This window comes from Methylomonas rosea, assembly GCF_024505055.1.
Taxonomy (GTDB): Bacteria; Pseudomonadota; Gammaproteobacteria; order Methylococcales; family Methylomonadaceae; genus Methylomonas; species Methylomonas rosea.
Genome location: NZ_JANIBL010000007.1, coordinates 63,850 through 85,841, shown reverse-complemented (window position 1 = coordinate 85,841; position 21,992 = coordinate 63,850). Strand labels below are relative to the sequence as shown.

At 54.5% G+C, this 21,992-nt stretch carries 18 protein-coding genes; 9 read left to right on the top strand and 9 right to left on the bottom strand.

The window, feature by feature from the left end; translation table 11 throughout:
• Positions 1-15 precede the first annotated feature (15 nt).
• Positions 16-690: a DVUA0089 family protein gene (locus NP589_RS03805; protein WP_256605781.1), complete on the bottom strand. Its 675-nt coding sequence runs from the start codon at positions 688-690 to the stop codon at positions 16-18.
• 330 nt (positions 691-1,020) lie between these two features.
• Between NP589_RS03805 and NP589_RS03800 the strand changes: the two genes are divergently transcribed.
• Together NP589_RS03800 and NP589_RS03795 are read left to right on the top strand one after the other, a co-directional pair.
• Entirely contained in the window at positions 1,021-1,623 is a 603-nt protein-coding gene (locus NP589_RS03800; RefSeq protein ID WP_256605780.1) for an RNA polymerase sigma factor, read from the top strand.
• A gap of 18 nt (positions 1,624-1,641) precedes the next feature.
• Positions 1,642-2,460, top strand: coding sequence for a cupin domain-containing protein (locus NP589_RS03795; protein WP_256605779.1), 819 nt, complete (start codon positions 1,642-1,644; stop codon positions 2,458-2,460).
• A 134-nt stretch (positions 2,461-2,594) separates the two neighbouring features.
• Here the strand turns inward: NP589_RS03795 and NP589_RS03790 are convergent, their stop codons facing one another.
• Complete coding sequence (locus tag NP589_RS03790) at positions 2,595-4,187, bottom strand: ABC-F family ATPase (protein ID WP_064035314.1); 1,593 nt, start codon at positions 4,185-4,187, stop codon at positions 2,595-2,597.
• A 177-nt stretch (positions 4,188-4,364) separates the two neighbouring features.
• Between NP589_RS03790 and NP589_RS03785 the strand changes: the two genes are divergently transcribed.
• Together NP589_RS03785 and NP589_RS03780 are read left to right on the top strand one after the other, a co-directional pair.
• Positions 4,365-5,054: a glutathione S-transferase gene (locus NP589_RS03785; RefSeq protein WP_256605778.1), complete on the top strand. Its 690-nt coding sequence runs from the start codon at positions 4,365-4,367 to the stop codon at positions 5,052-5,054.
• A gap of 9 nt (positions 5,055-5,063) precedes the next feature.
• A complete protein-coding gene (locus NP589_RS03780) occupies positions 5,064-5,366 on the top strand; it encodes a DUF805 domain-containing protein (protein ID WP_256605777.1) in 303 nt (100 codons plus the stop codon).
• Positions 5,367-5,466: 100 nt separating this feature from the next.
• Here the strand turns inward: NP589_RS03780 and NP589_RS03775 are convergent, their stop codons facing one another.
• Positions 5,467-5,628 (bottom strand): hypothetical protein, encoded by a 162-nt coding sequence (locus NP589_RS03775; protein ID WP_197492387.1) that lies wholly within the window; start codon positions 5,626-5,628, stop codon positions 5,467-5,469.
• 203 nt (positions 5,629-5,831) lie between these two features.
• On the opposite strand from NP589_RS03775, the gene NP589_RS03770 reads away from it, so the two are divergent.
• On the top strand, positions 5,832-6,116 hold the full coding sequence (locus NP589_RS03770) for a type II toxin-antitoxin system HicA family toxin (protein ID WP_256605776.1): 285 nt from the start codon (positions 5,832-5,834) through the stop codon (positions 6,114-6,116).
• A 73-nt stretch (positions 6,117-6,189) separates the two neighbouring features.
• On the top strand, positions 6,190-7,443 hold the full coding sequence (locus tag NP589_RS03765) for a YfiM family lipoprotein (protein ID WP_256605775.1): 1,254 nt from the start codon (positions 6,190-6,192) through the stop codon (positions 7,441-7,443).
• Between the two features lie 202 nt (positions 7,444-7,645).
• Here NP589_RS03765 and NP589_RS03760 read toward each other — a convergent pair whose 3' ends face one another.
• The 6 genes from NP589_RS03760 to NP589_RS03735 all read right to left on the bottom strand — a co-directional run bounded on the left by NP589_RS03760 (position 7,646) and on the right by NP589_RS03735 (position 18,505).
• Positions 7,646-12,067, bottom strand: a complete 4,422-nt coding sequence (locus NP589_RS03760) for an EAL domain-containing protein (protein WP_256605774.1) — start codon at positions 12,065-12,067, stop codon at positions 7,646-7,648.
• Between the two features lie 6 nt (positions 12,068-12,073).
• The gene (locus NP589_RS03755; protein WP_256605773.1) at positions 12,074-13,018 is read right to left on the bottom strand and encodes an ABC transporter substrate-binding protein; all 945 of its coding nucleotides are present in this window, start codon (positions 13,016-13,018) and stop codon (positions 12,074-12,076) included.
• 49 nt (positions 13,019-13,067) lie between these two features.
• Positions 13,068-15,218: a TonB-dependent receptor plug domain-containing protein gene (locus tag NP589_RS03750; RefSeq protein WP_256605772.1), complete on the bottom strand. Its 2,151-nt coding sequence runs from the start codon at positions 15,216-15,218 to the stop codon at positions 13,068-13,070.
• A gap of 208 nt (positions 15,219-15,426) precedes the next feature.
• Positions 15,427-17,151: a bifunctional protein-serine/threonine kinase/phosphatase gene (locus NP589_RS03745; RefSeq protein ID WP_256605771.1), complete on the bottom strand. Its 1,725-nt coding sequence runs from the start codon at positions 17,149-17,151 to the stop codon at positions 15,427-15,429.
• 19 nt (positions 17,152-17,170) lie between these two features.
• Complete coding sequence (gene cynS, locus NP589_RS03740; RefSeq protein WP_256605770.1) at positions 17,171-17,614, bottom strand: cyanase; 444 nt, start codon at positions 17,612-17,614, stop codon at positions 17,171-17,173.
• Between the two features lie 78 nt (positions 17,615-17,692).
• Complete coding sequence (locus NP589_RS03735; protein ID WP_256605769.1) at positions 17,693-18,505, bottom strand: formate/nitrite transporter family protein; 813 nt, start codon at positions 18,503-18,505, stop codon at positions 17,693-17,695.
• A gap of 728 nt (positions 18,506-19,233) precedes the next feature.
• On the opposite strand from NP589_RS03735, the gene NP589_RS03730 reads away from it, so the two are divergent.
• From NP589_RS03730 to NP589_RS03720, 3 genes are read left to right on the top strand one after another with little or no spacing between them, the layout of a single operon-like run.
• The gene (locus NP589_RS03730) at positions 19,234-20,436 is read left to right on the top strand and encodes a hypothetical protein (RefSeq protein WP_256605768.1); all 1,203 of its coding nucleotides are present in this window, start codon (positions 19,234-19,236) and stop codon (positions 20,434-20,436) included.
• Positions 20,437-20,438: 2 nt separating this feature from the next.
• Positions 20,439-21,569, top strand: a complete 1,131-nt coding sequence (locus NP589_RS03725) for a glutathionylspermidine synthase family protein (protein WP_256605767.1) — start codon at positions 20,439-20,441, stop codon at positions 21,567-21,569.
• Positions 21,570-21,571: 2 nt separating this feature from the next.
• Positions 21,572-21,988 (top strand): DUF350 domain-containing protein, encoded by a 417-nt coding sequence (locus tag NP589_RS03720; protein WP_256605766.1) that lies wholly within the window; start codon positions 21,572-21,574, stop codon positions 21,986-21,988.
• Positions 21,989-21,992: the final 4 nt, after the last annotated feature.

The window sequence follows — 21,992 nt, the reverse complement described above, 5'->3', positions numbered from 1 at the left end:
ATAATTAAACGGATGTCAGACCGATACTTCTCGGGATACCGGTTTAGCTGTACTGGCGCGCGAGCAATGACCAATCAGCAAAAACAGGCCGGAAAGGCTCAGCAGCATCCAGGTTGGCGGTTCCGGTACGCTATTCACGCTGGCGCTATCGACGTTTAGAATATGTACGTCCCAGGCCGCGGTGCGATTCGGTTCGACGGGGTTATTGTTGCTATCAAATAGCGAGCCTTCGCAAAAACGGCCGTTGGAGCAAGCGAAGGCAGCCGTGAACACCGGGTCGGTGTCGCGCAAAAAGCCATCAGCCAAGAGTGTGCTGACCGAAAAGTTATCGTATTGCGTCAAGGTGGCGATGTAATTTCCCGCCGCCAGATTCATATTGATATAGCTGTCGAATTCGCCATAGTTGTAAGTCACACCATTCGACACCAACGCACCGCCCAAACTGCCATCATCCTGCTCCAGGATTTGATTTCCGCCGCCATCCCACAGCGTTAAGATGGGATCGAAACCGCCGCCCAGCCAAGACGAGGTGAACAAGGTCACCGCGCCGGGCAAGCCGAGGTTAAAGTCAAAACGCACGACATCGTTGTCTTGCGCAAAGCTGCCGTTAAAATCGAACGCTGCCGGCAGCGCCGGCCCGGGCAGCGCCGCAGCGCCCGCCAGTGCTGCTATTACTAGTATTTTTTTCATGTTGCATTCCTCCGATTGAGTTGAAACATCGGCAAGTGCCCTACCCTTTCATGCTCGGAATTGCTGAAACTTAGGCGCCTGCCATCACAGATACGCGGCAAACCGGCAATTGGATGAGTCGTTTGTAAAAAATATTGGCAACGAATACGGTTCGGCAGGATTCCGCACGGGTCAGTCAGTTGGACGTAGCTAATAACGTATTGAATAATCTGATATAAGCAAAAATTGCTGGTACTTGTTGCATCCAAACCTGTTAGTTTTTGCGTATAGCTAGCAAAGGGGTGGGCAACACCCTGAAAAAACCACAAGGATTAACACGAGAGCGCTGACTTGAATAAAGACTGGAACACCCTAGACGGTTTTCGCGCGGACGATGCCTCTTTGCAGGGTTGGATCGCTGCCGTAGTGGATCGCGATCAGGCCGCGCTGAGCTGTTTGTACGACGCACTGATTGCGCAGGTTTACGGCCTGGCGTTGCGGATTACCCGGCAAACCCAGTTAGCCGAAGAAGTGGCGCAGGATACTTTTTGGCAGGTTTGGCGGCAGGCGCCGAGATTTGATGCCAGCAGAGGCAACGCCAAAGCCTGGGTGATGACCATTGCCCGCAGCCGGGCGCTGGATGCGCTGCGCGCTTTGAATCCCGAGGAATGCGAGCTGGAGCCGGAGACTTTGGCTTTGATCCGGGCCGAAGACAGCGATATGCCGCCCAACCTGTTGATGGCGGTCGAGCAAGGTCATGAATTACACGCCGCACTGGCAACGCTGGATGCCACGCCGCGGCAATTATTGTCGTTGGCGTTCTTTCGCGGTTTGAGCCACGACGAAATTGCCGAATGTAGCGGTATGCCCTTGGGCACCGTTAAATCGCATATCCGCCGGGCGCTCTTAAGCTTGCAAGATATTTTGGCGGCAAACGTCGCCGAACCGCATTAATCCGATGAAGAACTGAATATGAATAAGGCCAACGACCCCGAACAAGACCAACTCAATCAGCTGCTGCTGGACAGCTTATCACCTATCGAGCTAAGCACCGGCCGACACGACATATTAAAGCAGGGTCTACTGGCGCGCGCAGCACAAAGCGTTGCCAAACAAACCGGTTTGTTGACTATACGAGCGAAGGACGGCGTATGGCAAACGCTTAAAACCGGCGTGCGCGTCAAACCACTCTGGAACGGCGGCCGGCAAGGTAACTCGGTACTGGTAGAATTCGCGCCCGGCGCGAGTCTGGTGCCGCATCGGCATAACTGTCTGGAGGAAGGCATTGTGTTGCGCGGTGATTTGCAAATGGGCGATTTGCGGCTCGGGCCACTGGATTACCATGCCTCGCCAGCCGGCAGCCGTCATGGCGGCATTAGTTCGAAGCATGGCGCACTGGCTTATCTGCGCGGTACCTCATTGGGCGACACCCGCGAGGTGTTTCGGGAGGTATTGGGCGGTTTGCTGCCGTTTGGCCAAGACCGGTCTTTGACGGTGTATGCCGACAATAAAAATGCTTGGCAGGAAATCATGCCGGGCGTCTGGAAAAAACCGCTCTGGCAAGATGAAACTAGGCAGTCGTATTTCTATAGGCTGGAAGCGGACGCCGGGTTTCCGGAACGCGTACACCCGGAGGAACAGGAATACATGATGCTGGACGGCGACTTATTTATCGACGATGTGTTGCTGCGCGCCGGCGATTACCAACTCGCGTCAGCCGACAGTAAGCACCTCGAGGTTTACACCGATGTCGGGGCTACGCTGTTCGTGCGCGGCGCGCGGGAGTATTAAACTGCCGTAACCAAACCCGGCAAATCGCTAAAAAGCCAGCCCCCTCTCCAGACGAAGAGGGCTGTTGCGCTTTTGAGTTGGATAGTTGCGAATTTCTTTAATCGGTCCAAGCTGGCCCAACAGCTTGCCTATCTTTAGCTAATATCCTGACTGTTCAAATAGTCTTCATAGTTACCGCTGAAATCGACGATACCGTTCGGCGTCAGTTCGATAATCCGGGTCGCCAGCGACGAGACGAACTCGCGGTCGTGGCTTACGAAAATCAACGTACCGGGGTAGTTTTCCAACGCTGCGTTCAACGACTCGATCGATTCCATATCCAAATGGTTGGTCGGCTCGTCCAACACCATTACATTGTTTTTTTGCAGAATCAATTTGCCGAACAACATCCGGCCTTGCTCCCCCCCGGAAATCACTTTCACGGATTTGTTGATCTCGTCATTGGAAAACAATAGGCGACCCAGCGTGCCGCGTATGGTTTGATCGTCGTCCGATTCCTTGCGCCATTGGCCCATCCATTCGATCAGCGGCATGTCTTCGGCAAAATCCTCGGCGTGATCCTGGGCAAAATAACCGACGTCTGCGTTTTCCGCCCACTTCACTTCGCCGCTGTCCGGCGTCAAATCGCCGACCAGGGTTTTTAACAAGGTGGATTTACCGATACCGTTGGGACCGATCACCGCCACCCGCTCACCGACCGCGATCATCATGTTCAAATTCTTGAATAATGGCTCCGCACCGTAGCCTTTAGCCAAATCTTTGGCTTCCACGGCTAAGCGATATAGCTTTTTAGCTTGATCGAAACGAATAAACGGATTGACCCGGCTGGACGGTTTGACCTCGTCGAGCTTGATTTTCTCCAACTGCCGAGCGCGTGACGTGGCTTGCTTGGCCTTGGAAGCGTTCGCAGAAAAGCGCGCCACGAAAGTTTGCAACTCAGCGATTTGGGCTTTTTTCTTGGCGTTGCCGGCCAGTAATTGTTCGCGCACCTGGGTCACGGCGGTCATGTAATCGTCGTAATTGCCCGGATAGACCCGCAATTCGCCGTAATCCAGGTCGGCCATATGGGTGCAGACACTGTTCAAGAAATGCCGGTCATGCGAAATGATCACCATCGTCGAGTTGCGCTCGTTCAGCACGTTTTCCAGCCAGCGGATGGTGTTGATGTCCAGGTTGTTGGTCGGTTCGTCGAGCAACATGATGTCGGGATTGGAGAACAGGGCTTGCGCCAGCAATACCCGCAATTTCCAGCCCGGCGCCACCGCGCTCATCGGGCCGTTGTGTTGTTCCAGCGGGATGTCCAGGCCAAGTAATAATTCGCCGGCCCGGGCTTCAGCGGTATAGCCGCCGAATTCGGCGAATACCGTTTCCAGATCGGCGGCGCGCATATAATCGTCTTCACTGGCTTCCATATTGGCATAGATGGCGTCGCGTTCCGACATGGCCGCCCACATCTCGGCATGGCCCATCATCACTACATCCAATACTCTTTGCTCTTCATACGCAAATTGGTTCTGGCGCAAGATACCCAAACGCTCGTTGGCATCAACGCTGACGTTGCCCGATGTCGGCTCCAGATCGCCGCTGAGGATTTTCATGAAGGTCGACTTGCCGCAGCCGTTGGCGCCGATCAGGCCGTAACGATTGCCGTTGCCGAACTTGACGGAAACGTTTTCAAACAGGGGCTTGGCCCCGAATTGCATGGTGATATTAGCGGTAGAAATCAAGAGAGTGTCCGAAGATTAGGAGTAAAAAGAGCGTTGGCGCCGCTTGGGGCGTGTGACGAAATAAATAGGTTGACGCAAAAATCAGTTATTTTACCAGACTTTAATCGACGATCATTTACAGTAATGTGTCACCGGCAATCCGGACGATATAGAACTGACATTCAATAAAAACCCCATATGCTTACGCCGCCCCCCACCACAGAACAGATTTACCCCATCTTGTACAGTTTCCGCCGCTGTCCGTATGCAATGCGGGCACGCTTGGCCATTGCCGTATCGGGGCTAAGCGTCGCGCTCAGAGAAATCGAGCTAAGCAATAAACCGGAAGCGATGCTGGCTATTTCGCCGAAAGGCACGGTGCCGGTGCTGCTGTTACCTATTGGCCAAGTCATCGAACAAAGCCTGGATATTATGCTGTGGGCCTTGGCACAACACGATCCGCAAGATTGGCTAGACCAATCACCGGAAGATGCGAAGCGATTAATTGAGTGGAACGACGGCGACTTCAAATACTTTTTGGATCGTTACAAATACGCAGATCGCTATCCGGAACAAACAGCACCTGATTACCGTCAACAAGGTGAGGTGTTTTTAGCCGCTCTGGAAACCCGTTTGCAGCGGACCCGCTTCTTATGCGGCGCCAACTTTGGCTTGGCCGATGCCGCCATTGCGCCGTTTATCCGCCAGTTTGCCGCAGTGGATAACGCTTGGTTTGCAAACTCGCCTTACCCGGCTTTGCAACAATGGCTGGACAATTTTTTAACATCCAATCTGTTTGCAGCGGTTATGCGAAAATACTTGCCCTGGAAAACTGACGACCCGTTAGTCCTTTTCGGGAGCGAGGCCGGCCTCGTACCAATTAAATAGGTGCCCGACATGTTAAAAGTTTACAAAAAAACCATCCGCATCGACAGCTCCGCTGCGCATCCCCGCCTTGAGTCACCGCCGCAAAGCAAGCTGTCCAATCTGCTGAGCATTCCGGCAATGATAGCCGGCGCGATATTGGGCACAGTGGTATTTTCGGCGTTTTTTGCCTTACTGCTGATTCCGCTGACAATAATCGGCATCAGAGGCTGGTGGTTGCTGCGAAAACTTAAAAATGCGCAGGCCGATGAGCAAAGTCTGGAAGCCGAATATACCGTGGTTTCGGATACTTCAAAAAAACCCGATTCCCACTGAGGGATAACGCCCCGTTAACGACAAAAAAAGCCTCCACCTTGAGCAGGATGGAGGCTGTGGAATGTGTAGCATTTACAACGAGGAGGTACTACGAAAACATTTAGATCCGAACCGGTTTCGCCACTTGGATATTACTGAACAGAGAAGCAGCGCCGAAAAACAGTGTGGAAAGAACGAACTGACCGGACAGGAAGCTAAAAATACCGGTTGCAAAAAACAATCCGGTGGCGATGTCTTTATACAGATTGCTTGACTTGTTCATTTTTCCGCCTTGACTGGGTTTCAGTCGATTCATTGGAGACGGTTTAACTATAAACCTTTGCAATTTATTTACAATAAGGCATTTATAAGATGATTTGTTTCATATTTTGAAACAAATATCATTAAACACCGCCGCTGCCAGCCAAGTTGGACCTCAAACCGGTTCAGACTTAAGCTAGCGAATTCATTCAGGAGGATGCAGCCATGAGCCACCATTTAAATCTGCTACGCGCGATATTCCAGGATCCGATTAGCGGCAACATCCATTGGCGGGAAATAGAATCGCTGTTGCATCATTTGGGTGCCGACCTGCAACCCAGCCATGGCGCCCGCTTTCACGTGACTTTGAACAACATCGAAGGCGTGTTGCATCATCCGCATCACAGCGGCATATGCAATAAACAAGAAATCAAACATCTGCGCGAATATCTGGCAAGCGCCGGCATCAGTCCGTCCGCATATGAAGAACAGCGAAATAAACCGCATTAGCTAAACGCCAGTGCTAAGGTGTTAAACCCTTAGCGCAGCCATTGCCAAGAGTAAGGATTGCACAGAACGCCCCATGAAATGGATTGCAAAAAGCTTGCTGCTTACAGTATTGCTATTACCTGTATTGTTTGGACTGACGCTATGGCTGGCAATTGACGATACTCCAAAATTACAAACCCGAGCCGACCTGACTCCGGAACAAATTGCCAGAGGCAAACTGATTTTTCGGCAAAACGATCCGCGCCGGCTGAAGTCCGGCGCAATCGCCAGAGTTGCACTGGATCAACAGGAACTGGATCTGGCGATCAATTATCTGGCCAATCAATACGCCAACGGCGTGGCGGGCTTACGGATCGACAAAGGCCGGGCTCACATCGACGCCACCCTGCGTTTGCCGCGTAATCCCGTGGGTCAATACCTGAATTTGACGCTGGAGCTCAAGCAATCCTCCACCCTACCGGACGTAAACCAACTGGCTGTGGGTAAACTACGACTGCCCGGCGTGCTGGCTAAACCCTTGCTGAGTTTGGCGCTCAATACCTTACAACCGGCGGCGGATCGGCAAGCCTTCGCCAACATTGTCAAACATGTGCTGTTTCAACCGCAGCGCCTGACGGTCACGTATCGTTGGCAAGCGGACTTACCCGGCAAATTGCGCGGTGCATTGCTAACGCCTAATGACCTGCAACGACTGGAAGCTTATCAGCAGCGTTTAGCAGAACTAAGCCAGACAGATAACAAAAGCGTCAGTCTCACTGATCTCAGCAAACCGCTATTTAAACTGGCATTACAAAGAAGCGCCAGCGGCGAGCCGATTGCGGAAAACCGGGCATTAATCTTGACACTGACGCTATACGTCAACCAACAGCGTCTAATCAAAATCGTCCCGGAATCACGGTTATGGCCACGCCCGATTTGGCGCCAGGTAACGCTGAACGGCCGCGACGATCTGACCAAGCATTATCTGGTTTCTGCGATGCTGGCCGCCTATTCCGGCACGCCTTTAGCCGATGCGGTAGGTTTGTTTAAGGAAATAGAAGATTCGCGCGGCGGCAGCGGCTTTTCGTTTAACGACATCGCCGCCGATCGGGCCGGCACGCGCATGGGCGAACAAGCCGTCGCCAGCCCGGCACTGGCGCGGAAAATCCAATCAATATTAGCCAGCGCCGATGAAAATCAAATGATGCCGGCCACCGCCGACTTACCGGAATCGCTAAGCGAAGCCGAGTTTATCCGCCGCTTCGGCGGCACCGAAGGCAAGGTATACCAGCAAATGATGCAAGACATTGAAAGCCGAATCACCACGTTGCCGGTTTACCGGAACTGATCGGCCTGATCGCGCACGACCAAGAATTGTTTAGCTATGCCTATAACTATGGAATATGCAGATACTCACTTTCGGCTGTTATCCAAAGCTATATTTGCGTCGACGATTGGCTAAGCAGACCACCCAGCCCATGAACCATGCAAGTGATCCCCTCACTCGGCTCTCCGATTAACGCCCTCCTCATCGGGATTTAAGCTCCCTGCTAACCGTTGATAGACTGCGTCAATAAAGCCGAAAACTGTTCGGCGGCCATCGGCTTACCGAACAAATAACCCTGCGCTTCGTCGCAGTCGTTTTGCAACAAATATTGCGCCTGTAATTCCGTCTCCACTCCTTCCGCTATGACCTTGAATTTCAGGATCTTGGCGATGGAGATAATCACCAGTACAATCGCGGCGGCATCGGCTTCGTGCGGGATGTTGGCGACGAAGGAGCGATCGATTTTCAGCTTGTCAAACGCGAACTGCTTGAGTTGATTGAGGCTGGAATAGCCGGTGCCGAAATCGTCGATCGAAATTTGCAAACCGGCCTCCCTGAGCTGGGCCAGGATATCGCGCTTGCGTTCCGGATTGCGGATGAACAAACTTTCCGTCAGTTCCAACTCCAGATATTCGGCGGGTAAGCCGGTTTCGTCGACGATGTCTATCACTTGCTCCACAAAGTCTTCCTGGTCCAACTGGCGCGCCGAAACATTGACCGCCATCGTGAACGGCGGATAGCCGCTTTGCCGCCAGACCTGATTCTGTCGGCAAGCCTCGCGCAGCACCCAGGCGCCTATCGCCTCGATCAGGCCGATTTCCTCGGCGACCGGAATGAATTGATCCGGCGGGATCAAGCCCAACTCGGGATGCTGCCAGCGTATCAACGCCTCGGCGCCGACGATCCGCCCGGAATCCAGGTCGATTTGCGGCTGATAGTGAAGAAAGAACTCGTCGCGTTGCAGCGCGCGGCGCAAATCGCTTTCCAAGCGCAGCTTGGTCGACACGGCAGATTCCATGCTGTCTTCGTAAAAGCAGTAACAATTACCCTGCTCCTTGGCACGGTACATAGCAGTATCGGCGTGTTTGATCAGCAAACCGCTGTCGGCGCCGTCGGCAGGATATAAGGAAATACCGATACTGGAGCTGATATAAAACTCCTGCCCCATCAGCCCGAACGGCTGGGCGATTGCAAGACGGATTTTATCAGCCACGGTAGCAGCGACTTGCGGGCTGGCGATGTTTTCCAACAATAAGGTAAATTCGTCGCCGCCAAACCGGGAGACCATATCTTCTCGCCGCACACAGCCTTGAATCCGTTCCGCCGCAGCTTTCAACAACTGGTCGCCGACATCGTGCCCCAAGGTGTCGTTAGTGAGTTTGAACCGATCCAAGTCCAGGAATAACACCGCATGCAGCGGGTTTTGCGCCGTGCCGCTCTCGATCAGCGAGTTCAGTCTTTGCATGAATTGCGTACGATTGGCCAGATTGGTCAAGGAATCGTAGAACGCCAACCGGTTCAGGGTGCGTTGCGTCTGGCTGGCTTCCAGCAAATGTGCGATACGCTTGCGCAACACCGCGAAATGAATCGGTTTGGGAATGTAGTCGTTGGCACCAATCGAGAATGCCAATTCCACCGATTGTTCGTTTTCCAAGGCCGTGATCATCAATATCGGCACGTCGGCGCCATGCGGCAAGGCCCTGATTTTGCGGCAAGCCTCGAAACCGTCCATTTCCGGCATCATCGCATCCATCAAAATCAAATCGGCCATCTGCCGCTCGCACAGCGTCACCGCCTGCCAACCGGTACCCGCCAAATCGACCCGATAGCCGTCTTTCTCCAGAACGTCTTGCAAGGCAAAACGCATGGCTCTATCGTCGTCAGCCACCAGTATCCTGGGACTAGCTTGCGGAACCGAGTCGGCAGCGATCTCCGCGCATATTTCCAAGTTCAGCAGTTGTGCGATGAACCGGTATTCGTCGCGCAACTGCTGCAGCAAGGCGTCTCCGTTTTCGATTTGGCCTTGAGCCGCTTGTTCTTCCAGTTGCCGGGCAATAGCCGCCAGCTTTTCCGCGCCCAGATTGCGGCTGGCGCCTTTCAGGCCATGAGCCAATTCGCGCAATTGCATGCGATTGTCCGCGGCCAGCGCCGAGCCGATTTGCTCGATTTGCGCCGGCGTATCTTCCAAATAATAACCGACCATCTTCACAAAACCCTGGCCGATTTCATCGCGTAATTGTCGCAAAACCGCATTGTCCAGCGTCTCGATCACCTGCTCTGGAGCTAGCGGCACGTCGGCAACATGCGGCCGCCCTTCGAACCAACTCAATAGTTTGTCCCGCAAGGGTTTCAGCTTGATAGGCTTGGCCAGATAATCGTCCATCCCGGCCGCCAAACATAAATCGCTGTCGCCCTGCTGGGCATTGGCGGTCATCGCCACAATGGGCACCCGGCCCAGCGGCTCCGGCAATAAACGGATACGCCGGGTGGCTTCGAAACCGTCCATATTTGGCATATGGCAATCCATCAGGATCAAATCGAAAGCCTGATGCGCCAGCCAAGTCAAGGCCTCTATGCCGGAGCCGGCGATTTCGTAACGGCAACCCAGCCGCTCCAGCATGCCCGCGGTCACCATTTGGCTGGCTCGGTTGTCTTCGACGATCAATACCCGCCGCCCGAGAGCGGCGGTTTGCTCCGCCTCGGTCGCCGAGCCGGATGCGGGCTCTTGATAATCTTGGCCGGCGGTCAATATGAAATCGTAGAGTTTGGACACTTGTACCGGCTTCGCCAACTGCGCGGCGACGTTCGGCAAGCGCGATAGACTGCCGGGATTGGCGGGGTCGGATAACAAGACGACTTTGACTGCGGCCAGCGCCGGGTCGCGAACGATCATATCTACCCAAGCGGTATCGCCGCTCTCTTTCAGATCGATGATGACGAATTGATAAGCCTGGTCCTGATCGCAGGCGGAACGCAACATATCCACGGCTTTGATGCCGTAGCCGCTATGCCGGTAATGGATTTGCCAGCGATCCAGACTTTGCGCCAAAAATTGCCGCATTTTGTCGTTTTCGGTGACGACCAATATCCGCAGATTGGCGAAATAGGCTTGTCTGGCCTCCGACAAACTCTGAGTACCGCGCGGCGGGCCGAAAGGCACGGTAAACCAGAACGAGCTACCTTGCCCTTCTCGACTATGGACGCCGATTTGCCCGCCCATCAGCTGCACCAATTGCCGGCAAATCGCCAAGCCCAAGCCGGCACCTTCGTAATGCCGGGTCCTGGAGCCGTCGGCCTGGACAAAGGCTTCGAAAATACTGGTTTGCGCCGCCTCGGGTATGCCCGTCCCGGTATCTGTCACGCAAAACCGCAGCTGAATAGCATCGCATTCCGCCAACTCGGCGCTCACTTCGATAGTAATGCTGCCTTGTTCGGTAAACTTCAGCGCGTTGCCGACCAGATTGATCAATACCTGCCGCACCCTGGAGGCTTCGCCGTTCAACACCAGCGGAATATCGTCGGCTATCGCATAAGCGAGTTGCAGATTTTTCCGGTGCGCTTGGCCGGACATCAACTCCACCACTTCGTCCAACGTTTCGTACAACACAAAATCGACCGGTTGCCGCTTCATCATCCCGGATTCGATGCGCGAGAAATCCAGAATATCTTCGATCAACTTCAACAAGGATTCGCCGGCGTTGCGGGCCACCATCGAATATTCCAACTGTTTCGGCGTCAAGCCCATGTCCTGCAACAGTTCCAGCATGCCCAGCACCGCATTCAACGGCGTGCGCAATTCGTGGCTGACGTTGGCGGCAAATTCGCCCTTCAGGCGCGCCGATTCCAGCGCAGTGTCGCGGGCGCGCTCCAGCTGCTTTTCCCGGGTTTCCAGCACCGCCATCATAGTGTTAAACGCTTCGCCCATTTCGGTAATATCGCGCGGCCCGCTCAACTTGGCCCGGACATTTTTCTCGCCGGCCGAGGCTTGACCCATCCTCAATGCCAACTGCTTTATCGGCAGCGTCAACCGCCGCGACATGGCCAATAAAAACAGCAAGAACAAGATAGCGGAGCCACTGGAAACTATCAAAGTAGAAAGGCGAATTTTGTCTTTCATGACGTTGAGCGATTGTTTACCCATCACTAAACGCACATAACCAACCAACTCAGGCGCCGGTATATCCGCTTCGAACGGCGAAGCCTCTTGCTCGCCGGCGTTGCGAGCGAATACCGGTGCGGCAAAATACCAAGCCAAATCGTTCTCTTGAACCAATTCCAAAGACCTTGGCCAGCGCGCCTCGCCTTCGGCGGCGGGAATGGTCGGTTCGCCGCGTGCGTACAATGGAATGTGGTCGCTGTTAAAAATAGCTACGCCATGCACATCGGGAAACGCCAGGAAACGCCGAGCGGGTTCCTCGGCGTTTTCCCGACTCGCATACAGTAAAGCCAGCGTACTCTGGACAGCGAAGGCTTCGGTTGTTTGCAGACCTTGAGCTATCCATTTATCACGAACGATATGATAAGACAGCGTGGAAATGCCAAATGCCGAGAGAACAGCGAGAACGACCAGACCAAAACAAAAGGTGATGGTTAACTGCTGTAAAAAGCTCGCCTTCTTAAACCGAGGCCATAACCAACGCTTCATTTCGACTTATGGCGCGGGGAAAACCATGGCGAACTCTCGCCGAGTCTGGCTGGAAAAGCGCAAACCCAAATGTTCAGCCGTGCGTAAATTGACGGCCACCAGCAAATCCTGCAACAGTTTGACCGATTCGAATTTGCCGCCTGCTTGTAGTTGTTGTACCGCCAGACCGGCCAAGCTGCGGCCCATGCCGAAATTATCCGGGTACAGCGAAAATAACGCGCCTTTCCGGACGTGGTCGAGGTTGCTGGAGAACACCACAAAGTTTTTCTCCCAGGCTTCGCGCAGCACTTCCGGCAACAAGGATTGCTCGTCCATCGCGGCGTTTTCGCGCGGCAGCCACAAGGCGATGGAATTATCTTTAATTTCCACCAAAATCTGCCGAAACAGGTCGGAAGAGTCGTGTAAATTGGCGGTCGGTTGCGCCACCAGCGTCAAACTGCGTTCGCGAGCGGCGCGCTCGGCATGCTCGATCTCCCAGGCTGTTTGCCGTGGATCGTAGATCACGGTCACTTTTTTCACCTCCGGCACCAGTTTTTTCAAATGGTCGAACATGGCTTCCGGGGCCGGCGTCAGGCTGATGCCGGCCAAGCCTTGCACCTCGTCCGGGCGGATCATCGTCGCCCCGATCACTACCGGAAACTCGGCGGACACCGATTTGGCGACCGCCAACCCGGCCCGGCCCAGCGTCACCACCACGTCGATCCTGTCGTTTTTCAGGTCGTTAATCAATTTTTCGGCCGAGTTATCGCGCCCGCTCAACAGGTAATGACCGACCGGCTTGCCCAGTTCCTGTTCCATGCCCCGCGCAATCTCCATGAAAACCGAACGGTAGGGTTCGCGCACATCGGGGTAAACGATGGCGACGGCGGGTGTTTGCGCCCAAACGCCGCCGCCAATCGGCCACAGCAAGCACAAAACCAACCCTAGTTGAAAAAATAATCGAGGGAACAAAATGACTCCTGAATGATTTGTATAAGCGAGATACGACTAGGCGTCCCGGTTAAAACTTAATACTAACTTCGCCGTAAAAACTGCGCGGCGCCAGCGGCAGATCGTTGGGGATGGCCGCCGGATTGCCCGCCAGGCTGGGTTCCCGCGCGCTGACATCGAACAGATTGCGTACCGAAAAGGCCACTTCCACATGCTTAGCCACGTTTTGCCGGCGTAGCGTCACATCCACCCAAGTATAATCCGCGACCGGCTTACGCGTATCTCCGACGCTACGGTCGCGGCCCACAATCCATTTCGCTTGCGGACTGAGGTGCCAGTCGGGCAGAAACTCCCAATTCAGCCGCAGGTAGACTTGATGATGGGGGGCGTAGCCGCTATCGCGATCCTGCGCTTGGTCCCGGCTACGTTGATAGGCGTAGTTGCCGACAATTTTCAAGGTGTCGGCGGCCTGCCATTCCGCTTCCAGTTCGGTGCCGTAGCCTTGCTGAGTCCCGGCATTTTGCGCCGTCGAGGTGGTGGTATTGGCATCCGGTACGAAACGGATAATGTCCTTCCACCAGAAATTAAAGAAATTCAAACCCAGGCGCAGACTATCCGTCGGCCGGTAGTCGAAACCCAGTTCGACATTTTCCATGGTTTCCGGGCGCAAAGCGGCGTTACCGAGTTGCGCCGGGTTGTTGATGATGTACATTTCCTGAAACGACGGCGCCCGAAACGCCGAGCCGTACATCAATTTGGCGGTCAAATCGTAGCGGGCTTCCCAAATCAATGCCGCGCGCGGATTGAAGGTATTGCCGAAATCAGAATAGCGGTCGTAGCGGGCGCCGGCCGTCAAACTCCAGTCGTTGGCGAAGTTCCACTGATCCTGCAAAAACAGATAGGCCACTTTCCGATCAACCTCGGGGATAAACGTCGAGGCGGTACCGGAAACGTCGGTCAACGGGATGCCCGGCAACGACGGTATCGGCGTGCCGGTGGCGGGATCGATGCCGAAATTCTGGCTGACCCGCGCCTTGAACAAGCTGTCGTAGTTAAAACCGATGCCACTACGTAAATGGTGTTGTTGAAAACCGTTGTAGGCGAAGGCCTGGCTGATGCGCACGTGCCGCTCCCACACCTCCGGATTGCCGATGTAACCGTTCGGAAACGTCACCGGCGCCCCAGGGCCGATCTGGCCATTGGCGCCAATCGGCAAGGTCGTGCCAGCCGGAAATAAGGTCAGATTGCGCTCGATTTCCTGGGACGTTTCGAAGTAACTGGCTTGCGAAGTCAGCTCCCAGTTTTCTATGTCGTTGTTGAAATAAGTGATATCCGCATTCCAGCGGTCGCTAGCGTAGCGGTTAACCGGATCCAAAGCTTGGGCGATGCCGGAACCGTTGCCAAAATCACTACGGTGCTGCAACCCACCGCGAAACCGCCAATGGCCTTTGGACAGATCGATACGAGCATCGAGATTATCCCGCGACATATTCAGCGGCCCCGGCGCCAGCGAGGCGCTGGTCCCCAGCAAGCGGTCGAACTGGCTTTGCAGGTCGGCATCGACGATGGAATCCTGACCGGCGGTCTTGTGATATTCAAAAGCCAACGCCACGTCGAAGCCGGCCCACTCGCCGCCATGCAAGCCCCAGCCGTCGTAAGTGTCGAAACTGCCGACCCGGCCGCCAAGCTCGGTACCTTCGATATCCTGTTTGGTTTTGGTGATGACATTGATCACGCCGGCGAAGGCGTCGGCGCCGTAGACCGCCGATCCCGGTCCGCGCACGACTTCGATGCGGGCGATGTCGCGGATCGGCATACCGCCCCAAACCTCGCTGCGGCTGCCGGTATAAGAATTGGTGATCGGAATGCCGTTGACCATCATCAGCACTTGCTGATTGAACTGCGAAAAAATGCCGCGAAAGGTATAGATAGGGTTGTAGCCGATGGTGTTGCGTTCGACATGCAAACCCGGCACGGTTTCCAGCACTTCGTCGATGTCGGTGGCGCCGATCTGCTTGATATCGGCGGCGGTAATCACCGTGGCGATGGACGGTGCCTTGGAAATCGGTTGTTTGTAACCGCTGGCGATACTGACCATTTCCTCGGTGCCGTAGATTTGCGAAAGGGCTCTTTCTTCTTCCTCCTGAGAGACCGGTTGCGCTTGAGCCGCGGCGCCTATCAGACAGCCGCAACAAGTAAGAAGCAACGGGCGGAACATCATGGCTAACTCCTGTTTCGAATTGTTGTTATAGGAGGATACGCATTAACCCTGCGGGCTAATCTTGCTAGAGAATAGCAAGCTGCGCGCAGTGTTTGTTAAATTTCAGCCCTTCATTTAACTCAGATCAAATCTTGCGGGTTTTCCGGGACAGTGCATAGGATAGCAGAGGCCAAAAAATCCGGGCTATCGTTACCGGTAAGGCGGGGCACTATCGCTTAAGCAACAAAATTGCGATAACGCCGGCCAATATGAAGGACACGCCTTTCCAGAACGCCGCCGGGTTGCGTTCCAGCAAAGCCGTCCCGGTCTTGGTTAAGAACGCCGGATTGGGATGGCGTAAATCGAAGATAAACTCGGACAAGTCTTCGTAGCGTTTTTGTGGATTGGGATGCGCAGCCTTGCGGATGGTGTCGTCGATCCAGCCCGGAATATCCCGGTTTCGGTACAAGGTGGCGTCGTAGCTGAGTTTGTTTTGCGCGGCCCTTGATTTGCATTTGGCCACTTCCGCGCCGTAAGGCAGTTTGCCGGTCAGCATTTGATAAGCAATCACCGCCAGGGAAAACTGCTCGGAACGCACCGAGCCCGGCTCGCCCAGAAAATACTCCGGCGCGGTATACTGCGCGGTGCCGAGAATTTGATCGTGACCGAGGGGAATACCCATTTCCATCACCCCCGCCACCCGAGTAGAACCGAAATCGATGATTTTCACCGTGCCGGTGCCGTCTATCATGATGTTGTCCGGCCGCAGATCTTGATGCAGCATTTCCAGACGATGGAAGCCCCGCAAGCCCTTGGCGATTTGCTCGACGATGCCGCGCACGGTTTCCAGATCCGGCTGCGGATGATCGATCATCCATTGTTTCAGAGTCTGGCCGTCGATGAATTCCGTGGCAACATACAGAAAATTGCGTTTGCGGGTCTGCGCGCACGGCTTTAACACATGGGGGTTGTTGATGCGCCGGGCAATCCAGTCTTCCATCAGAAAGCGTTCCAGGTATGCCGGATCGCCGCGCAAGTCGATGGACGGGGTTTTAATCACCACCTGCGCCTGGGTCTCGCTGTCCACCGCCAGATAAATATGGCTGCGGCTGCTGGCGTGTAACTGCCGGACAATCGTGTAACCGTCGAACGCCATCCTGGCTTCCAAAGCTGGCGGGAACGGCAAGTCGGTTAAGGACTGATACAGTTCGTTGGCGCTGGGGAGCGGCAGTTGGTCGACGCGCACAATTTGTATCGTCAGATTATCACCGCTGCCATTTGCGTACGCAGCGTCAACGATGACTTTGGCCGCACCCTCCAAGTCCTCACCGGCCTGACGGATGGTTTCGGTCACAAAGCGCGAGCTGACATACTCGTAAACCCCATCGGTTGCCAACACGAACATATCGCCTTGGCTGACGGTCAGCGCCTGATAGTCGATTTCCAGACGCGAATCCATGCCCATGGCGCGGCTAAGATAGCTGTTTTCCTGAGAAATCCATAAGCGATGGTCGTGGGTCAGTTGTTCCAGCTCGTCGCCGAGCACCCGGTAAATCCGCGTGTCGCCGACATGGAATAGATGCGCGGTGGTGGATTTAAGCACCAGCGCGCTCAAGGTGCACACATAGCCGCGATCCATGTCATAACAATCGCGGCTTTGCCGAGTTTGCGCGTACAACCAGGAATTGGTGGCGGTCAACACCCGTTGCACCGATTTCTTTACCGACCAGGCTTCCGAAGTGCAAAAATAATCCGCCAGAAAGCCGGTCACCGCCGCCTGGCTGGCAATGTGGCTGACCTCGCTGCTGCTGATGCCGTCGGCCAAGGCTATCGCGATACCTTTGGCGCTTAATTGCGGCTCCTTGGCAATATAAACGCCATGAAAATCCTGATTCAGCGCCTTGCGGCCCCTATCGGAGTATTGACCGACGGCAACACTTAATTGACCGGACATGGTCTACGGTAAATCCGCTTCAGTAACTCTTATAGGGCAGAAACTTCCCGCTCATCACAATTTTGACCCTATCACCTTTCGGATCGGCTTCGCGCTGCAAATCCATACTAAAGTCGATGGCGCTCATGATGCCGTCGCCGAATTCTTCATGTATCAAGGCCTTAAAAGTCGTGCCGTAGACATTTACCAGCTCGTAAAAACGGTAAATCAACGGATCGGTCGGTACAGCGCTAGGCAGCGAACCTTTGTAGGGCACCACTTGCAATTGGGCGATAGCCTCTGGCGGCAAATCCAGCAGCGCGCCGATGCTGGCCGCTTGTTCGGCGTTCAAGGTCATCTGCCCCAGCAGCGCGGCGGTGGTCCATTCCTTACTTAAGCCAATCGCCTCGGCTAGTTGCGTCCAGCTCAGCTGCTTAGCCAGTTTTTGCGTAACGACCAATTCGGTCACTTCGTTGCGTGTCATCTTTAACTCCTTTGCCCATTGAACAGCGAGAAAAAGGCCTCTGGCTTATAACAGCGGCGAGGCCGGATCGAATAAGGATTAGTTGAAAGAGCGTTTCGGTGCGGTTTTGACATGCGTGGAATACAGCGTCAAGCCGGTAAAAGCCAAGCCGCCGACCAAATTCCCCAACACGGTTGGAATCTCGTTCCAGACAAAATAATCCATAATCGAGAAGTTGCCGCCCATGATCAAGCCGGAGGGAAACAAAAACATGTTCACCACTGAGTGCTCGAATGTCATGCCAAAGAACAGCATGATCGGCATCCACATCGCGATTACCTTACCGCTGACCGAGGTGGAAATCATCGCCCCAACCACGCCGGTGGATACCATCCAGTTACACAGCATGCCGCGAATAAATATCGTAAACCAGCCGGCGATGCCGTATTTGGCGTAACCCAAGGTCCGGGCTTCGCCGATGCCGGCCAGTTTTTTGCCGACCGCGTCAGCTTCGACTGAAAAGCCATAGGTAAACACCACCGACATCATAAACGCCACCGTCAAGGCGCCGAGAAAATTGCCTAAAAACACCAAGCCCCAATTTCTGAGGATGCCTGACAAGGTCACCCCGGCGCGCTTGTCCAGCCAGGCCAACGGCGTTAATACGAACACGCCGGTCAGCAAATCAAACCCCAGTAAATACAGCATGCAAAAACCGACCGGAAACAAAATAGCGCCAAAAATCGGCGAGTTGGTTTGCACGGTAATCGATACCGCAAATACTGCCGCCAATGCCAAAATCGCCCCGGCCATATAGGCGCGGATTAAGGTATCGCGGGTTGACATGAAGATTTTGGATTCACCGGCATCGACCATCTTTGTGACGAATTCCGACGGGATCAGATAGGACATAACTCACCTTTTAAATGTAGGAACAAAATAAATATTGGTGTTTTACAAGCACCGCCATTCGCTTGATTAAGCCTGTGTGCGCAAGCTAAAGCTCCCCTGGAAACGGGCGTGTTACTCGTAAGCGAAGGTCCTGAAGGAATTAAAGGCAGGCACAACGGACGAATAAACCATGCTGCGGGTAAAAAACCAGCAACGTTTCAACGCCGTTGTTGAAGGGAACCGAGGGTGCGCCATTGCACCGCGTAAATTGCAGCACGGATTGTGCCAGCTATCCGAATGCAGCGCCGGCAAGCCCTGCGCCGCAGACCTAACGAACCAAGACCGTGATCACGCACCATAACGGATTGACTGCGCACCAAAACGGGCAAAGACGAACGGTTTAGCAGGATGCTTTTGCTGAATCTCTCACGCATTCTCAAAATCGTCATTTCGACAGGGAATGCCGAAATCCAGACTGCATGGATAGCCTGAAGCTTGCCATCCATGGCACTGGATGCCCTTTTCCCAACGGGCATGACGGGCATTTTGGCATAACTGAAACAGCTTATTGGGCACAAAGGCGAATCTAAAATACGCCTCTCAACAGCGATCCAGCCAACTTCGACTCCCGACTGCCGACAACAGCTCCGCACCCGCTATTTTCAGCAAAAACATCGAGTAGCGGCTATGCTTCGCCGACGTTTACCCAGCAACCGATTCTAACGTCATCGCCCTATGTAGCCGAGCCTATGCCATCGTCGTCGCTTAATAAAAAACTGGTCATTACTTACAGCTCTTGGAAAAAACTATTAGCTCTATTGGGATTAGCGCTAGCCTTGCTAATGGCCTGGGCCGGATTTCTGAGCAATTTTTTCATCCTCGAAGTTAGTTTTATTTTGTTAGGCGCTTATTGGGCTTGGGTGATTCTTGACACCGTATCGACTATATCGATTAGCTTTTATCCAAACAAAATCGTCAAACGCAGTTGGCTAGGCGAAACCACCATTCCAACCCATGCCTTGCTGGTAGCCGATAGTCTGGATCAGGATAGCGTGAAATCCTGGCGCTTTTTTCATGGCTCCAACAAAAACAGGCGCGAGTCTATTCGGGTGGCGGGCAATTTTTTGTCGTCAGAGTTGAGATTATGGCTGGATTCCTATCGCCGCAACATCTATCGGCTAGGCAATTTTTCCAGCCGTCCGTTGAGCAGCAACAGCGCCGTCTGCGTGGAGTTCGACAAAGCGGTGTCGTCTTTCCGTTTCATGGCCGTGCTGACCGGCGTATATCTGTTGATGTATGTGATTTATGCAACGATGCTGTACTGGCAATATCCGGTATTTGCCGGTTACGCGCCGCAGTTGCCAACGTGGTCGGTGCGCTTATTGTTTGTTGCCATTGCGTTGGCGGCGTATCCGCTATTGCGAGTGCTGACCAAGCCGCCCGCCAATGTGCCCAACTATTCCTTACGCGTTGCACAAGCCCAGAAGCAGGCTTTCCGTTCCGCGCTGATCGCCAACGGCGTGGCCTGGTTGGGCCTACCGCTGTTTCTGCTGTGCGGTAACAGACTGGATTTTTATCTGCTGTTGTCTATAGGCGCGATTTATCACTACGACTTTTATCCCCGACTATCCACCTGGGAAAGCTTGTTGCAAGCCGCCCCGGAAGCCCAGTCGGTCCAAACTGCGGTTCCCCGGCGTTCCATGCAGGTGTCCTTGGCTTTATTGGGCGGTTTATCGCTTGCCAGCTATGCCGGCAACCCGAACGATTTTCGGATACGTCAACAAGATTGCGTCGACGACAAAGGCAACCCGGTCGAATGCCAAAGCAGCGGCAGCCACGGCGGCGGTTCCGGTTCCAGTTATCGCGGCAATAGCGGCTCAGACAGCCATAGCTCGACAAGACGCGGCGGCTTCGGTTTCTTCGGCGGCTCCCACAGCTCCTTCGGCGGCTAAGCATGCAACGTATAGCGCTAACTCCCCGCACCGACTGGCAGCAGCGAGTGGAGGCCGTGGGGATGAATTATCACACCCTGGATAACGAAGCCTACTGGGACGAATCGGCCTGCTATCGCTTCACGACCCACCAGATCGATATTCTCGACGACGCCACTGCCGAACTACACGCGCTGTGTCTAAAAGCCGTCCAAGTCATCATCGACCGCAATCTGTTCAAGCAACTGCTGATTCCGGATTGGGCCGTGCCCTATATCGTCGACTCGTGGGAACGCCGCGAACCCAGCGTTTACGGCCGTTTCGATCTGGTCTGGGACGGCAGCGGCCAGCCCAAATTACTGGAATACAACGCCGATACGCCCACCGCCCTGCTGGAAGCTGCGGTGGTGCAATGGTTTTGGTTGCGAGATTGCTATCCGGACGCCGATCAATTTAATTCGATACACGAAAAACTGCTCGGCTTTTGGCAGCATTACCGGCAACACCAGCCCAGCCTGCATTTTGCCGGCGTGGACAGCAACGACGAGGACAGCGGTAACCTGGAATATCTGCGCGATACCGCCGTGCAAGCCGGCCTGCAAACCCAACGCCTGGCTATTGATCAAATCGGCTGGGACTCCAGCGGGCAACGCTTTGTTGATCTGCGCAATGACCCCATCCGCGCACTGTTCAAGCTTTATCCCTGGGAGTGGCTGTTGCACGAGGAGTTTGGCCCTTACCTGCCGCAAGCCCAGCCCGCGATGTTGGAACCACCCTGGAAACTGCTCCTCAGCAATAAAGGCATCCTGCCGATTTTGTGGGAATTGTTTCCCGACCATCCCAATCTGCTGCCGGCCAGTTTCGCCGACCAACCGTTGCTGGGCGACTATGTGCGCAAGCCGCTATATTCCCGCGAAGGCGCCAACATCCAGATTCGCCGGGGCGCCGGCGTCATTGAAACTGACGGCAGTTACGGCGGCGCAGCTTACATTTTTCAAAGGTACACGCCGCTGCCAAATTTTGCCGGCAATTTTCCGGTGATCGGCTCCTGGATCATCGCCGATCAACCCGCCGGCATCGGCATCCGCGAAGACAAAACCGAAATCACCGGCAACAATAGCCGCTTCATCCCGCATTATTTCGTCGAGAATTGACTATGGAATCGCTAGACCTCACTCACATCCTGGCCGGCGCCAACGGCTTTTTTCTGCACTTCGTCGCCGCTGCGGCACTGACCGGCTTGTTTGCTTTCTGTTATCTGTGGATTACGCCCTACGCCGAATTCAAGCTGATCCGCGAGGGCAAAACCGCGCCGGCAGTGGCGTTTAGCGCCGCACTGCTGGGCTTTGTGTTGGCGCTGTCCGGGGCCGTCGCCAACAGCGTGTCGTTCATCGACATGTTGATCTGGGCCGGCATCGCCTTATTTTTACAGGTGTTGGTGTTCGTTGGCCTGAGACTAGCCTTTGCGGACCTGTGCAAACGCATCGCCGACGACGAACTGGGACCAGCCATCGTGCTGGCCGGTTTTGCGCTGGCGGCGGGCTTATTAAGCGCGGCCTGCATGACCTATTAAAGCC

Coding starts and splice junctions, on each gene's coding strand:
- NP589_RS03805 (WP_256605781.1), bottom strand. CDS start 690: ATGAAAAAAATACTAGTAATAGCAGCACTGGCGGGCGCTGCGGCGCTG.
- NP589_RS03795 (WP_256605779.1), top strand. CDS start 1,642: ATGAATAAGGCCAACGACCCCGAACAAGACCAACTCAATCAGCTGCTG.
- NP589_RS03785 (WP_256605778.1), top strand. CDS start 4,365: ATGCTTACGCCGCCCCCCACCACAGAACAGATTTACCCCATCTTGTAC.
- NP589_RS03780 (WP_256605777.1), top strand. CDS start 5,064: ATGTTAAAAGTTTACAAAAAAACCATCCGCATCGACAGCTCCGCTGCG.
- NP589_RS03775 (WP_197492387.1), bottom strand. CDS start 5,628: ATGAACAAGTCAAGCAATCTGTATAAAGACATCGCCACCGGATTGTTT.
- NP589_RS03770 (WP_256605776.1), top strand. CDS start 5,832: ATGAGCCACCATTTAAATCTGCTACGCGCGATATTCCAGGATCCGATT.
- NP589_RS03765 (WP_256605775.1), top strand. CDS start 6,190: ATGAAATGGATTGCAAAAAGCTTGCTGCTTACAGTATTGCTATTACCT.
- NP589_RS03760 (WP_256605774.1), bottom strand. CDS start 12,067: ATGAAGCGTTGGTTATGGCCTCGGTTTAAGAAGGCGAGCTTTTTACAG.
- NP589_RS03750 (WP_256605772.1), bottom strand. CDS start 15,218: ATGATGTTCCGCCCGTTGCTTCTTACTTGTTGCGGCTGTCTGATAGGC.
- NP589_RS03745 (WP_256605771.1), bottom strand. CDS start 17,151: ATGTCCGGTCAATTAAGTGTTGCCGTCGGTCAATACTCCGATAGGGGC.
- cynS (WP_256605770.1), bottom strand. CDS start 17,614: ATGACACGCAACGAAGTGACCGAATTGGTCGTTACGCAAAAACTGGCT.
- NP589_RS03735 (WP_256605769.1), bottom strand. CDS start 18,505: ATGTCCTATCTGATCCCGTCGGAATTCGTCACAAAGATGGTCGATGCC.
- NP589_RS03730 (WP_256605768.1), top strand. CDS start 19,234: ATGCCATCGTCGTCGCTTAATAAAAAACTGGTCATTACTTACAGCTCT.
- NP589_RS03725 (WP_256605767.1), top strand. CDS start 20,439: ATGCAACGTATAGCGCTAACTCCCCGCACCGACTGGCAGCAGCGAGTG.
- NP589_RS03720 (WP_256605766.1), top strand. CDS start 21,572: ATGGAATCGCTAGACCTCACTCACATCCTGGCCGGCGCCAACGGCTTT.